The following is a 14525-nucleotide window of genomic DNA, read 5'->3' as shown; positions in this document are numbered from 1 at the left end:
CGGGTGCGGTTCCCACCGGTCTCTCACCTTCCGCTACGGCCGGAACGCCCCGGGATGCGTCTGCTCCCGCACCGACACGAACTGCTGGCGCACCGCCTGACCCACCGCCAGCTCCTCACCCGGCTCCAGGACCTGCGCGGCCGCGCCCTGCCAGACGGGCGGGGTGCGCGGGTCGAGAGAGCCCTGCGACACGCCGAGCGCCCACGCCGCCTGCCGGGCGGCACCGATCGCCGCGTAGTCCGCGGGCTGCGGTACGACGACCTGCGCCCCGAACAGCATGGGCGCCGCCGCCTGCACCGCGGGCAGCTCGGCGGCCGCCCCGAGCAGGAAGATCCGCCGCACCTCGACGCCCCGGCCGCGCAGCACGTCCAGCGCGTCCGCGAGCCCGCACAGCATGCCCTCGAACGCCGCCCGCGCCAGATGTTCCGGCTTCATCGACTCCCGCCTGAGCCCCGCCAGCGTTCCGGCGGTGTGCGGCAGGTTCGGCGTCCGCTCGCCCTCCAGATACGGCAGCAGGACGAGGCCGTGGGCTCCCGGCGTCGACTTCATCGCCAGGTCGGACAGGCTCTGCAGATCGGCCGCGCCGAGGAGTTCGGCGGTGCCGCGCAGGGTGCGGACGGCGTTGAGGGTGGTGACGACCGGCAGGTGCATGCCCGTCGCGTCGGCCAGCGAAGTGATCATCCCGCTGCTGTCGACGAGGGCCTCGGGGTGGACGGCCATCACGGACCCGGAGGCGCCGAGCGACACGACGGCGTCGCCCAGCCCGATGCCGAGCCCGAAGGCCGCGGCCATGGTCTCGCCGGTGCCCGCGGAGATCAGCAGCCCTTCCGGGGTCGTACCGGCCGCCTCCGCCGGCCCGATCACCTCGGGCAGCATGGCCTGGTGTCCGAGCGCCAGCTCGACGAGGTCGAAACGGTAGGAGCCGGTGGCCGCGGACCAGTACCCCGTCCCCGAGGCACCGCCGCGATCTGTGGTCCTTCTCACGGGCCGGCCGAGGAGCTGCCACACCAGCCAGTCGTGCGCCTGCATCAGGACGGCGGCGCGCGCCGCGTGCTCCGGCTCGGTCTTGGCGAGCCAGCGCAGCTTGGTCACCGGCTGCGCGGCCTGCGGCACACAGCCCACGGCCTGCGCCCACGCCTCACGACCGCCCATCGCGTCGATCAGGTCGGCCGCCGCGACCTGCGCCCGCTTGTCCCCGCCGACCATCGCCGGGCGCACGGTGTTGCCCTGGGCGTCCAGCGGGACCACGGCGTTCTGCTGCGCCGACACGCCGATGGCCTGCACGCCTTCGAGCAGCCCGCCGCCGGCGGCCTCACCGAGGGACAGCAGCCAGGCCTGCGGGTCGACGTCGGAGGGACGGGTGCCGCTGCCGTCCGGCGACTCCACCGGGTGCGGGGCGTACCCCTGCCTCAGCACGGCCCCTGTGTCCGTGTCGCATACGACGATGCGCGTGAAATCGGGCGAACTGTCCAACCCGGCGACTATCCCCATGGCCCAAATTGTGCCGTAGCGCTGCGCTTGCTCGGGCCATGGGCGCCGCGCGGACACGTGTGAGTTTGCGGGCGCGGGCGTGTCGCGGCCGGTCGCGCCCACGCGACCCGCTCGCCTGTCGGCACGGCCCCGCGCCCCTCAGAGCACCGCGGTCGCCACGGTCATGTGTTGCTCGTGCCCCAGTCGTCCTCCGCACCGCCGTTGTGGGCGCTGCGTTCGCGCAGGTTGCGGACCCGGTCGGCGACCGATTCCGGCACCCGGTCGCCCACCTTGTCGCTGACCGCGTGGTAGGCCTTGCCCGCGAAGACGCGGCTCTGCTGTGCGGCCGTCTCCGCGGTGTTGCGGACGGCGGGGTTCTGCGCGACCTGGCGCGCGGACTTCTTCAGCTGTTCGTAGCGCTCGCGTCCGGCCCGTGTGCCGAGCACGTACCCGACGGCGAGTCCGACGATGAACGTGAGCCGGTAGCGCATGGCGGCCACCCTTCCCTCGTGTAGGTCCCTGGTGCGGCGTCGGCGCCGGGGGAGAACCGATTGGCGGAGCACCCCCCTGCTTGCGCTAATGTATGTGTCGCAGCGAGCGCACGCCCCCTGGCGAATACCCAGGTAGGTACGTTCGATGCAACGAGGCATTCCTCCGTAGCTCAATTGGCAGAGCAGCCGGCTGTTAACCGGCAGGTTACTGGTTCGAGTCCAGTCGGGGGAGCTCGGTCCTCCGTAGCTCAATTGGCAGAGCAGCCGGCTGTTAACCGGCAGGTTACTGGTTCGAGTCCAGTCGGGGGAGCATGCTGAACGAGGACCCCTCAGGGGTCCTTTTTCATGTTCGGCCTCGTGCCCGGGAACCGTGCAGGTCGGAGCGGAGTCCTTCAGGGCATGCGAAGTCGACCATACGAAGCAGGAGATCGTATGAGCGGCTATGCTGCGGCAGACGGCGCGCACACTTGTACGCGACACGCCGCTATGGGGCGGTAGCTCAGCCGGTTAGAGCAGCGGACTCATAATCCGTCGGCCGTGGGTTCGAGTCCCACCCGCCCCACCAAGGAAAGGTCAGAGAAACGTTCTGGCCTGCTGAAACGTGACTGCGGCGGCTGCCGTTGCCGACCTGATCGTCCACCCGGAAGCATCGGCCGGGGCCCTGCCGCGGGTCTCGGTGCCGGTCGCCCCGCCGAGCGGCGGTCCGGCGGGGCGGGGAGGACGGTCCGCCGAGGCGGCCGGGCCGCTACTTGAGCTGGTCGGCGGTGAAGTAGTCGTCCACGACCAGGACGTCGTAGTTGCTCTTGTCGACGGGCGTGGGCTGCAGCAGGTTGGCGGGCACGGGCTTGGCGCCGTTGTTGTAGTCCGTCCTGTTGTTCACCCACGGCGTCCTGCCGACGATGATGTCGTCGACCATCTCCGCGGCGGCCTCGGCGAGCTTGCGGACGTCCTTGAAGACGGTCTGCGACTGCTCGCCCGCGATGATCGACCTCACCGACGGAAGTTCGGCGTCCTGGCCGGTGATGACCGGGTACGACTTGCTGCCGGAGCCGTAGCCGTCCGACTTCAGGGCGGCCAGGACGCCCCTGGAGATGCCGTCGTACGGCGACAGGACCGCGTCGACCTTCTTGCTGCCGTACCACTGGGCGAGGAGGCCGTTCATGCGCTTGTGCGCGGTGGGCCCGTCCCAGCGCAGGGTGGTGATCCGGTCGAGCTTCGTCTGACCGGACGGGACGAGCAACTGCTTGCCGTCCAGGTACGGTTGCAGCAGCGCCATCGCGCCCTCGTAGAAGTACTTGGTGTTGTTGTCGTCGGGAGAGCCCGCGAACAGCTCGATGTTGAACGGGCCCTTGCCGTCCTCCAGACCGAGCCGGTTGGAGACGGAACGGTCATCTGCCGGGCGGCCGGGGGTACCGGCCGCCCGCCTGAGGTCACTCGCAGACGATCTCGTCACGAGGGGAGTAATGCGTGCGGAACGGCTCCCGCTTCACCTCTTCGCCGTCGCGCAGGAAGACCCGCTCCACGGTGACGTCGAATCCCTCCAGCGGAGTCTGCGGCACGCACTTCTCGTCGGTGCTCACCCTCTTGCGCGGCTCCTTGACGTTCCTGCGCGGCCCGGTCACCGACTCGATCTCGTCGTACTTCCGGGTGCCGAGGATCGTGATGGTCACCGAGGTGTCGGTGGACTCGGCCTGGATGTACAGGGCGTTGCCGGAGTCGTTGCGAAAGCGCAGGTCCAGGCTGCCCCAGGCGACCGTCGCCTCGCGGCCCTCGGGATAGCGCTCGATGTAGAAGGAGTGGGCGCCGTACTCGACGGGCTTGAGGCCGGCGAAGAACATGGCGTTGAACATGGTCGTGGCCACCGAGGAGACACCGCCGCCGGGCGCCTTCTTGTACTGGTCGTCGAGGATCATGATGCCCTCGACGAAGCCGTTCTCCTCCGTGCGCTCACCGACGGTGCGGTTGAAGCTCCAGGTCTTGTCCGGCATCACGACGGAGCCGTTGATCAGTTCCGCCGCCCGGCCGATGTTCTTCGTGCGGTACGGCGCCGGTTCGAAGTTCACCGTGAACGAGGACATCTTCTCCGTCAGGCCCAGGCGCTCGGCGTTCTCGGCGGTCACCTGAGGCTGGGTCACCCGGGTGGCGATCGCCCCGCTGCGGTCGGTGCCCGACCTGGTCAGCAGCGGCATCACGGCCTTGCCCAGCGCCTCGTCGGTGACCTGGACGGCGGCCCTGGCGTCGTCGTCGGCCACCACCTCGTCGCCGTCGAGGCGCAGCGTGGCGTTCCGGGGCTCGGTCGGCAGGCCGGACAGGGGGCGGGCGACCGCGGGGGCGGCACGCAGGCCCTTGGCGTCCAGCCGCGGGGTCAGCCTGCCGTCGCCGTCCGGTGGCATCGTCAGGTGTTCGCCCAGGACGTCCGGGTCGACGGTGAACCGCCGGTCGGCCACGGTCAGCCTGATGGGCCACGACATGGCAGGCCGGGCGAACTCGCGGACCGCCCGCCGTACCTCCCGCTCCGTGACCTTCGGTGTGGTCACGCGGGCGGGCAGGGCCGTGACGGAGCCGGTCTCGGCGCGCAGGAAGGCGGCGCGCAGCGGCTCGACGGCGGCCTTCGTGTCCAGGGCGTGGCCGTCGCGCGGGGCGACCTCGCGGACCCGGCCGTCGTCGAAGGTGACGGCGCCGTCGCGGACCTTCTGGTCGAGCGACTTCGCCAGCCGGACCAGACCGGAGCGGGCCTTGCCCTCGTCGACGCGCACGACCGGCTCGACGGCACCGCCCGAGTGGAACAGCCCGCCGATCACGGCGAACGGATCGGCGTCGTCGGTGCGCCCGGCGCGGTCCACCGTCTTCTCGTGGTCGAAGGTGATGCCGACCTGCCGTGGTTCGACCGTGCCCCTGCGGTCGCCGACCGTCACGGTCAGCTCCCGGGACGCGGCCGGCCCCAGCCGGTCCTGCAGTTTCCGGACGGCCTCCGCGCGGCTCAGGCCGCCGATGTCCACCCCGCGCACGGTCGTCCCCGCCTCTATGTCGCCGCCCGCGACCAGCAGCCCGGCGAGGTACAGGCCGCCGACGCCCAGGGTCAGCGCGCCGCCGGCCAGAGCGAGGGGCGGCAGGGAAGCTATGCGGGGAGCGGAGGCTCCTCGCGGGACGGAGGGGATGCGCAGGCGCATGGGTCTCCCGGCGGATCGACAGGGTGGTGCGGTCTTCGACGGCACGGCGCTGTGCGTGAGGCAAACACATCCAGCTAGCCATATACGGGCGAAATCGCCTATGTCGTGGGACACGTTTGTCCCAGATCACGCAGGTGCCGCAGTCACCGCTCCGGGCGGTGCCCCGGTCGACGACGCGTGGGAACGCGCCCGCACGGTCCTGCGGGCGCGTTCCCACGCCGAGGGGCGTACCGGTCAGGCCCGGGAGGGCACCTCGGCCGTCTCGTCCGGCGCCGCCGGCCGTTCCCCGGACGCCGCCAGGGCCCGGTTGCGGCGGACGGAGGCGATGAAGGACGCCGCGATCAGGACGACACCGATCAGACCTGTGACGATCTCGCTGATCCGGTACTGGATGGTGATCAGCAGGATCGCGGCGAGCGCGCCGATCGCGTAGTGGGCGCCGTGCTCCAGATAGACGTAGTCGTCGAGGGTGCCCTGGCGCACCAGGTACACCGTCAGGGACCGGACGTACATGGCGCCGATGCCCAGGCCGAGCGCCATCCAGAAGATGTGGTTGGTGAGGGCGAAGGCACCGATCACGCCGTCGAACGAGAAGGACGCGTCCAGGACCTCCAGGTACAGGAAGAGGAAGAACGCCGCCTTGCCGGCGAGGGCGACCACCGGGACGGGCCTGCCTTCCGCCCTGGCCTTGTCCGCCTCCTCGTGCTCGTGTTTTTCCTCTTCTTCGAGCTTGTCCTCGAAGTAGCCGGAGAGGCCGCCGACCACGAGATAGGTGATCAGGCCGGCGACGCCGGAGAGCAGCACGGTGGCGGTCTTGTCCGCGTGACCGGTGCTGACGTGGGCGTGACCGGCGAAGGTCGTCGCGGTCGCCAGCAGGACGAGCAGCGCGACGCACACCGACAGCATGTCGATCCTGCCGAGCCTGGCCAGCGGGCGCTCCAGCCGGCCGAGCCACTGGACGTCCCGGTCCTCCAGGATGAAGTCCAGGAAGATCATCAGCAGGAACATGCCGCCGAAGGCAGCGATCGCCGGGTGGGCGTCGGTGACCAGGTCCTCGTAGCGGCCGGGCTGGTCGAGGGCCAGCTGGACCGCCTCCACGGGGCCCACCTTGGCGCTGATCGCGACGATCACCACGGGGAACAGCAGCCGCATGGCGAACACGGCGACCAGGATGCCGACGGTGAGGAAGATCTTCTGCCAGAAGGCGTTCATCTTCTTCAGGATCCCGGCGTTGACCACCGCGTTGTCGAAGGACAGCGAGATCTCCAGGACGGACAGGATCAACACGAGCCCGAAGGCCTCCCACCCCCACTGCCAGGCGGCGAAGGCGAGGCCGAGCGCCGTGACGGCGAACGACCAGCCGAAGGTCCTCAGCACCACCGTCAGCCCTCCGCCTTCACGGCGAGGACCGGGCAGCCCACGCCCAGCAGGATCTGCTGGGCCGCCGAGCCCATGATCAGCTTGCCGACCGCGCTGCGCCGCCGCAGCCCGATCACCACCAGGGACGCCTCCGTCCGCTCCGCGAGGTCGATGATCTCGTCGGCGGCGTCCCGGGCGCCCAGGACCTGGCGGACGTCGAAGTCGACGCCGAGGGCCGCGAGGTCCTCGCGCACATGGGTCAGGTCGGGTTCCTGGGCGAAGCGGGGGTCCACCAGGGCGTCGCCCCGGCTGGTGTTCACCACCAGGAGTTTCTCGCGGCGCCGCCCCGCCTCGTCGATCGCCGCGCGCAGCGCCGCCTCCCCCTCGGGCGAAGGGACGTAGCCGACCAGGATGGTCATCTCGTGTCTCCAGATGTCTCGGGTGTCTCAGGCGGCGCTTCGCGCGCGCAGGGGAGTTACGACGAACCGGCCGATCAGCGGCCACACCAGGACCAGCGCGACCACCGCGTAGACCGTGTACGACACCGGGCCGCCCAGCAGGCCCGACAGCTCGCCGCCGGACAGCTGCAGGGAGCGCCGGCCCTGCAGCTCCGCGCGCGGGCCGAGGATCACGCCGACGATCAGCGGCAGGACCGGCAGTCCGAAGCGGCGCATGGCGAAGCCGAGGAGGCCCAGGGTGAGCAGGATGAACAGGTCCAGGGGCTGGGCGTTGACGGCGTAGGCGCCCATCGACGCGAAGAACAGGATGCCCGCGTACAGGTAGGGGCGCGGGATCTGCAGCAGCTTCGCCCACGCCGGGGCCAGCGGCAGGTTCAGCAGCAACAGCAGCAGGTTGCCGATGAAGAGGCTGGCGATCAGGACCCAGACCAGGCTCGCCTCGCGTTCGAACAGCAGGGGTCCGGGCTGGATGCCGTACGACTGGAAGGCCGCCAGCATCACGGCCGCCGTGGCGTTGGTCGGCAGGCCGATCGCCAGCATCGGGACGAGGGTGCCCGCGGCGGACGCGTTGTTCGCGGCCTCCGGGCCCGCCACACCCTCGATGGCGCCCTTGCCGAACTCCTCGGGGTGCTTGGTCAGCCGCTTCTCGGTGGCGTAGGACAGGAAGGTCGGGATCTCCGCTCCGCCGGCCGGCAGCGCGCCGAACGGGAAGCCGAACGCCGTGCCGCGCAGCCAGGGCTTCCAGGACCGCTTCCAGTCCTGCCCGCCCATCCAGGGCCGTCCCACCGGGATCACCTCGGCCGGCTTGCGGCGCAGGTGCGCGGCCACCCACAGCGCCTCGCCGACCGCGAAGATGCCGACGGCGACCACGACGACGTCGATGCCGTCGGCCAGCTGCGGAACGCCCAGCGTGAGCCGCTGCTGACCCGACACCGAGTCGATGCCGACCAGCCCGATCGTCAGGCCCAGGAGCAGCGAGACGAAACCCCGGATGCGCGAGGAGCCCAGCACCGACGTCACGGCTATGAACGCCAGCAGCATCAGCGCGAAGTAGTCGGGGGCGCCCAGGCTGACCGCGAAGTCCACCACGAACGGGGTGACCAGGACCAGCAGGAGGGTGCCGATGGTGCCCGCCACGAAGGAGCCGATCGCCGCCGTGGCCAGGGCCTGGGCGGCGCGGCCCGCCTTCGCCATCTTGTTGCCCTCGATGGCGGTGACCACGGACGAGGACTCGCCGGGGGTGTTCAGCAGGATCGACGTCGTCGAGCCGCCGTACATGCCGCCGTAGAAGATGCCGGCGAACATGATGAACGCCTGCACCGGCTCCATGCCGTAGGTGACGGGCAGCAGCAGCGCCACCGTCATCGCCGGGCCGATGCCCGGCAGGACGCCCACCGCGGTGCCGATGACCACGCCGACCAGGGCGAGCAGCAGGTTCATCGGGTCCATGACGTCCGCGAAGCCCTGCATGAGGTTGTTCAGGTTGTCCATCGGGGCCTCACAGGATTCCTTGCAGGACCCCGGCGGGGAGGTTGACGCCGAGGCCGATCGCGAACGCGTAGAACGTCGTCAGGGAGAGCGTCGCGGCGATGAGCAGATTGCGGATGTAGTGGCGGTTGCCGAGGGCGAACGCGGTGCCCCAGAACAGCAGGGCACCGCTGATCACCCAGCCGAGCCGCTCGATGAGCAGCGCGTTCGCCAGGAACACTCCGACCAGCAGCAGCACGGTGCGCCAGTCGCTGCCGCTCGACAGGTCGACGTCCTCGCCGGCCTCCGGCTCACCGCGGCCGCCCCGGGCCACGTCCACGGCGTACAGCGCCGCGAGCAGCACGAGCAGGCCGCCCAGGATCAGCGGCACCGCGCGCGGGCCGACCGGGTCGGTGCCGCTGGTGATGTGCGGGATGCCGAGGGCGTCCACGATCACGGCGGTGCCCAGCAGGGCGAGGAACGCGCACACACCGTACTGTGCGCGGTCCCCGCCCTCCCGGGGCGGACGGGAGTCCTCCACGGTCCGTTCCCTCACGTCGGAGCTCATGCCAGCCCGAGTTCCGCCAGCAGGTCGGCGACCGCCTTGTCCTGCTCGGTCAGGTAGCTGCCGAACTCGTCGCCGGCCGCGAAGGCGTCCACCCAGCCGTTCTTCTCCAGCTGCGCCTGCCACTCCTCGGAGTCGTGCATCTTGGTCAGCGAGTCGATCCAGGTCTGCTTCTGCTCCGCGGTGATGCCGGGAGGGGCGACGATGCCGCGCCAGTTGGTGAAGACCAGGTCGATGCCCTGGTCCTTGAGCGTCGGGGCGTCCTTCAGTGCCTCGACCGGCTTCTCGCTGCTGACCGCGAGGACCCGCACCTGGCCGGCCTCGACCTGGTCGAGGAACTCACCGAAACCGCTGGCCCCGAAGGCGATCTTGTTGCCGAGGATGGCCGGCAGCAGCTCGCCGCCGCCGTCGTAGGAGACGAAGTTGACGTCCTTCGGCTTGATGCCGACGGCCTTCGCCAGCTGCATCGGCAGCAGGTGGTCGGGGCCGCCAGGCGACGAGCCGCCGCCGACGGCGAGCTTCTTCGGATCCTTCTTCCAGGCGGTGACGAGGTCGTCCATCGTCTTGTACGGGGAGTCCTTCGGCACGACGATCGCGCCGGCCTCCTCGATCAGCTTGGCGATCGGCGTGGTGTCGGTCAGCGTCGCCTTGGACTTGGAGGTGTACGAGGCTCCGACGACGCCCAGGCCCATCTGCATGGCCAGCTTGCCGTTGCCCTTCTCGTTCACCAGCCGCTGCAGACCCACCGTGCCGCTGGCGCCCGGCAGGTTGAACACCTGGACCCCGGAGGCGACCTTGGTGTCCTGCATGACCTGGGAGACGGTGCGGGCGGTGAGGTCGTAACCGCTGCCCGGGGTGTTGGGGACCATCAGACGCAGGCCGGTCACGGGCTTGCCGTCACCGCCACCGCCCTCCTGCTTGTCCGCGGTGGCACCACAGGCGCTGACCGCGATCATCGACACGGTGGCAAGAGCTCCGACAAGTGCGGCTCGTCGAGTTCTCATGGCTCATCTCTTTCGCTCGGCCCGTTCCGGCGCCATGATTGTGCGGTTCCTGAGACACCCCGTCTCGGTTGTGTGACCATTGAAGGTTGAGTTCATAGTGGTCATAACGTCACGGTCGCAACGGCGTCAGACGCTCGCGGGCGAGCTGCTGGTATGGCAGCTCGCCATCGTCGTGATCGTGCTGGTCGCGGTCGCCGCCGTCTCACTGGCCCAGTCCAAGGCGACCTTCGACCGGGTCGAGGGGCGCCGGGTGACCGCGCTCGCCGAGGAACTGGCCGGCAACCCCCTCGTGCGCATCCAGCTCGTGCGGCCCGCCCCGGCGGAGATGCTCGCCCCGCTGCTGCAGTCCACACGGACCAGGTCCGGCATCAGCTCCGCCACGGTCGCGGACGCCGACGGCACGATCGTGGCCTCCACCGACCCCACCCTCCTCGGGACCCGGCTGCCGGTCTCCGGCGCGGATGCCGCCGGGGGGCGCGGCTGGTCCGGTGAGCTGCCGGTGAACGGTGTCACCGAGCTGGCGGCGCAGGCGCCGGTGCTCCAGGCCGAGGAGGACGAGGAGCGCGGCCTGCGGACCGGGGAACACCTCGGCACCGTGATGATCGGGCGGGCCTCGCCGTCGGTCGGGCAGCGGCTGGTGGGCGCCTCCTCGTACCTGCTCGTCTACCTGGGTGTCGCCAGCGTCCTCGGCGTGGCCGGCTCCTGGCTGCTGGCCCGGCGCATCAAACGGCAGACCTTCGGCATGGAACCGCGCGAGATAGCCGGGCTCGCGGAACACCGCGAGGCGATGCTCTTCGGGATCGCCGAGGGCGTGGTGGCTCTCGATCCGCAACAGCGGCTCACCCTGGTGAACGCCGTCGGCCGCAGGCTGCTCGACCTCCCGGAGAACTGCGTCGGGATGAGCCTGACCGACCTCGGGATCGAGGGACGGCTCTACGACGTCCTGGCCGGGACCGCGCCCGACCCGGACTCCGGCGACCTCGCGCGGCGCGACGAGGTGGTCGTACGCCGGGGCCGGGTCCTGGTGATGAACCGGATGGACGTCACCAAGGACGGCCGTCGCCTCGGCTCCGTGACGACGCTGCGTGACCGTACCGAACTCGCCCAGCTGGAACGGGAGTTGGGGTCCTTCCGCAGCAGCGCCGAACTGCTGCGGGCGCAGGCCCACGAGTTCTCCAACCAACTGCACACCATCTCCGGGCTCATCCAGATCGGCGAGCACGACGAGGTCGTACGGTACGTGCGCGCCCTGCGCAAACACCGCGAGTCGCTCGATCTGAACCTCACCAGCCGGGTCCGCGACCGGGCCGTCGCCGCGCTGCTCATGGCCAAGTCGTCGCTCGCCGCGGAACGCAAGGTACGTCTGAAGATCTCCGAGCGCACCGCACTGGAACGGCTGGAGCCGACCGACTCGGCGGACGTGGCGACCGTGCTCGGCAACCTCGTGGACAACGCGGTCGACGCCGCCGTCGCGGGGGACGACGACCATGACGCGTGGGTGGAGGTGGAACTGCGCCAGGACGCCTCCAGCGTGGAGATCGTCGTACGCGACTCGGGGCCCGGGGTGGCGCCCGAGCTGGCGCAGGAGGTGTTCTCGCACGGGTTCACGACCAAGGCCGCACAGGGCGGCGACCGGGGGATCGGCCTGGCACTCACCCGGCTGGTGTGCAAACGCCGCGGCGGAGAGGTGTCGGTGACCAACACGCAGGAGGGCGCCATGTTCACCGCCCGGATGTCCGTCGGCCGCCCGGCCGACCGAACGACGGAGAGAGTCCGATGATCGACGTGCTGATCGTTGACGACGACTTCATGGTGGCGCGGATCCACCGTGGATTCGTGAACGACGTCGACGGGTTCCGGGTGATCGGCACGGCGAACTGCGGGGAGCAGGCACTCACCGCCGTCGCCGAGACGCAGCCCGACCTGGTGCTGCTCGACCTCTATCTGCCCGACATGTTCGGGCTGGAGATCATCCCGCGGCTGCGCACCGCCGGGCACGACTGCGACGTCATGGTGATCAGCGCGGCACGCGAGTCGGAGGCGGTGCGCGGCGCCGTACGGCAGGGCGTCGTCGACTACCTGCTCAAGCCGTTCGACGCCGACGACCTCAGGACGCGCCTGGAGCAGTACGCGGCCCGGCGGAGCAACCTGTACGCGGCGGTCGTCAGCGGGCAGTCCGACGTGGACCGGGCACTGGCGCGGGGCGCGGCGCCGGTCACCGCCGCGGCGCCGCTGCCCAAGGGCATGAGCGTGGAGACCGCCGAGCTGATCGAACGCGAGCTGCGCGCCGCCGACGGCAGCCTCTCCGCCGCCGAGTGCGCCGCCCGGCTCGGGGTGTCGCGGGTCAGTGCCCGCCGGTACCTGGAGCACTTCAGCGTCACGGGGCGGGCGGAGGTGTCGCTGCGCTACGGGCAGGCGGGGCGGCCGGAGCGGCGCTACAGCTGGCTGGACGACTGACGCCGGGGCAGCCGTCCGGCGCGGGGCGGCCGGCACGGGGCCGGCCGCCCCGCGCCGGACGTGTCACCGGTCGACGGGACCGGTCAGCTGGACGATGTCGTCGGACGCCATGTCGTGCAGCCTGATGGCCAGGTCCTCCAGAGCGCGGCTGGCGGCGAGTTCGTCGCCGATCTCGGGGATCGGCCGGTCGATCGGATTGCGGTGGGCCACACCCCGGCCGGTGACGGTCGCGGTGTCGGCGTCCTGGGCGTTCAGCACGGCCTCGGCGCGGGTGTCGTCGCCGTCCTCGGTGATGTGGATCCGGACGGTCCAGTGCTTGTCTTCCATCGAGATCACTTCCGTACGGGGTGAGGAGAACGGGCTTCCCCCACTGTCGAGCGTGCGCCTGTTCCCGGGCCGGGTCCAGCGCGAGCCGACACCCCGGTGCCGCGCTTCGACGCGTGCGTGCCGCTCGGTCACGGGCCGGTGACCGCACCGCCGACGTGACCCGGCTGCACCCCGAGAAGCGAGCTTCCGCGCAACCGCTCCGGGCGCGGAGGCATGACAAGTGCCTCGGTGGGCACGATGTGCCGAAAGGTCGCGGAGACAAGGCTGGTTCCGACGGACCCGGCCGGCCATGAGGAGGGCGCCATGAACCGCCAGACACACGTCCGCGTTCGTGTCACCCGCCGGCCCGCGGCTCCCCGCGACACCAGGGGCGAGATCGACCGGCGCACGCCGTCGGGGCGGATTCTGCCGTACTGACGGGCGCGGCGGCCCGCAGGCGGGCTCACTCGGCCGGGTCCAGCTCCAGCGGCGCGATCTTGCCCTCCAGCATGGTGCCCAGGCCCTGCACGGCGCAGACGTCGGGGCGCTCGGCGATGTGCACGGGCATCCGGGTGGCCTGCTTCAGCATCTGGTCGAAGCCGGGCAGCAGCGCACTGCCGCCGACCATCGTGATCCCGCGGTCGGCGAGGTCGGCCACGAGGTCGGGCGGGCACTCGCGCAGCACCTTGCCGATGGCGTCGAGCACGCCGGTCAGCGGGGTCTGGATGGCCTCCCGTACGGCGGCGGTGTCCACCTGGACACTGCGGGCCAGGCCGGTGCAGACGTCGCGGCCGTGGATCTCGGTGGAGGCCGGTCCGTGCGGCGTGAGCCCGTTGCCGGAGAGCGCGAGCTGCAGGGGCCGTACGTTCTGGCTGGGCAGCATCAGCTCGTGTTCGTGCCGCAGGTGCTGCACGATCGCGTGGTCGACGGCCTCGCCGCCCACCCGGATGCGTTCGGCGGTGACGATGGCCCCGAGCGAGAGCACGGCGACCTCGGTCGCGGCGGCCCCGCACACCATGATCATGCTGGCCTCGGGCTGCTCCACGGGCAGTCCGCAGCCGACGGCGGCGGCGATGAGGGTGTCGACCAGCTCCACGCGCCGGGCACCGAGGCCGACGAGGGTTTCGATGGCGGCGCGCTGCGCGAGCGGGTCGGCGTCGTGCGGGGTGCAGGCCGCGGCCCGCAGGAACGGCTTGCGGCGCAGGGTGCGGCGCATCTTGTCGCCGAGGAGGTGCCGCAGCATGCGCTGCGCCATCTCGATGTCGACGACGGTGCCGCCCGAGACGGGCCGTACCACGCGGATGTAGGGCGGGGTGCGTCCGGTCATCCGCTCGGCGAGCTCGCCGACCGCGATGAGGGCGCCGGTACGGGTGTTGACGGCCGCGGCGGAGGGCTGGTCGACGACGAGTCCGGCGCCCTTCACATAGACGCGGGTCCTGGCAGCCCCCAGGTCGACGGCGAAATGGCAGCGGCGCAGCTGCTCCAGAGTGGCGGTCATGGCGGATCCTCCCGAGAACGCAGACCGTGGGGGCCGGTGGGTGGGTGGCGGGCCTTGCGCATGGGGTCGTGTGGGGGGTGTGCATGCGGGGCCGCCCGGTGGGGGGCCTCTCTGGCATCGTGCGCGCGGCCTGGTGGGGGGCGCCCGCTGGAGGGGGCCGGGTGGGGTGCGGCCGAATGGGGGTTTGTCCGGCGGTCTTCGGCGAGTCGCCTGCGTGGACCCGACGACTCGCCGGGTCCGGGCGGCCGTGAGCAGCGGCCGTGAGCAGGGGACGGAGGGC

General features: G+C 71.1%; 12 protein-coding genes, 3 tRNA genes and 1 pseudogene. 5 read left to right on the top strand and 11 right to left on the bottom strand.

The genetic code is table 11. The annotated features are described in order from the left end of the window. Positions 1–33 precede the first annotated feature (33 nt). Together ACWCPI_RS27785 and ACWCPI_RS27780 are read right to left on the bottom strand one after the other, a co-directional pair. A complete protein-coding gene (locus tag ACWCPI_RS27785) occupies positions 34–1491 on the bottom strand; it encodes an FGGY family carbohydrate kinase (protein WP_451040700.1) in 1458 nt (485 codons plus the stop codon). A 161-nt stretch (positions 1492–1652) separates the two neighbouring features. Beyond that, a complete protein-coding gene (locus tag ACWCPI_RS27780) occupies positions 1653–1961 on the bottom strand; it encodes a YtxH domain-containing protein (RefSeq protein ID WP_388798806.1) in 309 nt (102 codons plus the stop codon). Positions 1962–2120: 159 nt separating this feature from the next. Here ACWCPI_RS27780 and ACWCPI_RS27775 point away from each other — a divergent pair. The 3 genes from ACWCPI_RS27775 to ACWCPI_RS27765 all read left to right on the top strand — a co-directional run bounded on the left by ACWCPI_RS27775 (position 2121) and on the right by ACWCPI_RS27765 (position 2526). Continuing rightward, positions 2121–2193: transfer RNA gene (locus ACWCPI_RS27775), tRNA-Asn, on the top strand. Positions 2194–2198: 5 nt separating this feature from the next. Continuing rightward, a tRNA-Asn gene (locus ACWCPI_RS27770) sits at positions 2199–2271 on the top strand. A gap of 178 nt (positions 2272–2449) precedes the next feature. Next, positions 2450–2526, top strand: a tRNA-Ile gene (locus ACWCPI_RS27765). Positions 2527–2706: 180 nt separating this feature from the next. On the opposite strand, the pseudogene ACWCPI_RS27760 reads toward ACWCPI_RS27765, so the two are convergent. From ACWCPI_RS27760 to ACWCPI_RS27730, 7 genes and pseudogenes are all read right to left on the bottom strand, one after another. Further along, a pseudogene (locus ACWCPI_RS27760) lies at positions 2707–3342 on the bottom strand (substrate-binding domain-containing protein); the annotation flags it as partial. A gap of 49 nt (positions 3343–3391) precedes the next feature. Further along, positions 3392–5131, bottom strand: a complete 1740-nt coding sequence (locus tag ACWCPI_RS27755) for a VanW family protein (RefSeq protein ID WP_451040699.1) — start codon at positions 5129–5131, stop codon at positions 3392–3394. A gap of 234 nt (positions 5132–5365) precedes the next feature. Beyond that, positions 5366–6511, bottom strand: coding sequence for a DUF475 domain-containing protein (locus ACWCPI_RS27750; protein WP_451040698.1), 1146 nt, complete (start codon positions 6509–6511; stop codon positions 5366–5368). A gap of 2 nt (positions 6512–6513) precedes the next feature. Then, a complete protein-coding gene (locus tag ACWCPI_RS27745) occupies positions 6514–6909 on the bottom strand; it encodes a universal stress protein (RefSeq protein ID WP_388800550.1) in 396 nt (131 codons plus the stop codon). Positions 6910–6936: 27 nt separating this feature from the next. After that, positions 6937–8439 carry a tripartite tricarboxylate transporter permease gene (locus ACWCPI_RS27740; RefSeq protein WP_451040697.1) on the bottom strand — a complete coding sequence of 501 codons (1503 nt, stop codon included), beginning with the start codon at positions 8437–8439 and terminating at the stop codon, positions 6937–6939. A gap of 7 nt (positions 8440–8446) precedes the next feature. Continuing rightward, the gene (locus ACWCPI_RS27735) at positions 8447–8983 is read right to left on the bottom strand and encodes a tripartite tricarboxylate transporter TctB family protein (RefSeq protein WP_451040696.1); all 537 of its coding nucleotides are present in this window, start codon (positions 8981–8983) and stop codon (positions 8447–8449) included. Beyond that, on the bottom strand, positions 8980–9984 hold the full coding sequence (locus ACWCPI_RS27730) for a Bug family tripartite tricarboxylate transporter substrate binding protein (protein ID WP_451040695.1): 1005 nt from the start codon (positions 9982–9984) through the stop codon (positions 8980–8982). The genes ACWCPI_RS27735 and ACWCPI_RS27730 overlap by 4 nt, the downstream gene beginning before the upstream one ends. 97 nt (positions 9985–10081) lie before the next feature. Between ACWCPI_RS27730 and ACWCPI_RS27725 the strand changes: the two genes are divergently transcribed. Next, positions 10082–11764: an ATP-binding protein gene (locus ACWCPI_RS27725; protein ID WP_451040694.1), complete on the top strand. Its 1683-nt coding sequence runs from the start codon at positions 10082–10084 to the stop codon at positions 11762–11764. After that, positions 11761–12441: a response regulator gene (locus ACWCPI_RS27720; protein ID WP_451040693.1), complete on the top strand. Its 681-nt coding sequence runs from the start codon at positions 11761–11763 to the stop codon at positions 12439–12441. Before ACWCPI_RS27725 ends, ACWCPI_RS27720 begins: the two co-directional genes overlap by 4 nt. Positions 12442–12504: 63 nt before the next feature. Here the strand turns inward: ACWCPI_RS27720 and ACWCPI_RS27715 are convergent, their stop codons facing one another. Then, positions 12505–12768, bottom strand: coding sequence for a DUF1876 domain-containing protein (locus ACWCPI_RS27715; protein WP_451040692.1), 264 nt, complete (start codon positions 12766–12768; stop codon positions 12505–12507). A gap of 442 nt (positions 12769–13210) precedes the next feature. Then, complete coding sequence (locus ACWCPI_RS27710) at positions 13211–14245, bottom strand: rod shape-determining protein (protein WP_451040691.1); 1035 nt, start codon at positions 14243–14245, stop codon at positions 13211–13213. Between the last annotated feature and the right edge of the window lie 280 nt (positions 14246–14525).

Source organism: Streptomyces sp. NPDC001920, from assembly GCF_053594495.1.
This window is presented reverse-complemented; position numbering and strand designations above follow the sequence as displayed.

Coding starts and splice junctions, on each gene's coding strand:
- ACWCPI_RS27785 (WP_451040700.1), bottom strand. CDS start 1,491: ATGGGGATAGTCGCCGGGTTGGACAGTTCGCCCGATTTCACGCGCATC.
- ACWCPI_RS27780 (WP_388798806.1), bottom strand. CDS start 1,961: ATGCGCTACCGGCTCACGTTCATCGTCGGACTCGCCGTCGGGTACGTG.
- ACWCPI_RS27755 (WP_451040699.1), bottom strand. CDS start 5,131: ATGCGCCTGCGCATCCCCTCCGTCCCGCGAGGAGCCTCCGCTCCCCGC.
- ACWCPI_RS27745 (WP_388800550.1), bottom strand. CDS start 6,909: ATGACCATCCTGGTCGGCTACGTCCCTTCGCCCGAGGGGGAGGCGGCG.
- ACWCPI_RS27740 (WP_451040697.1), bottom strand. CDS start 8,439: ATGGACAACCTGAACAACCTCATGCAGGGCTTCGCGGACGTCATGGAC.
- ACWCPI_RS27735 (WP_451040696.1), bottom strand. CDS start 8,983: ATGAGCTCCGACGTGAGGGAACGGACCGTGGAGGACTCCCGTCCGCCC.
- ACWCPI_RS27730 (WP_451040695.1), bottom strand. CDS start 9,984: ATGAGAACTCGACGAGCCGCACTTGTCGGAGCTCTTGCCACCGTGTCG.
- ACWCPI_RS27720 (WP_451040693.1), top strand. CDS start 11,761: ATGATCGACGTGCTGATCGTTGACGACGACTTCATGGTGGCGCGGATC.
- ACWCPI_RS27715 (WP_451040692.1), bottom strand. CDS start 12,768: ATGGAAGACAAGCACTGGACCGTCCGGATCCACATCACCGAGGACGGC.
- ACWCPI_RS27710 (WP_451040691.1), bottom strand. CDS start 14,245: ATGACCGCCACTCTGGAGCAGCTGCGCCGCTGCCATTTCGCCGTCGAC.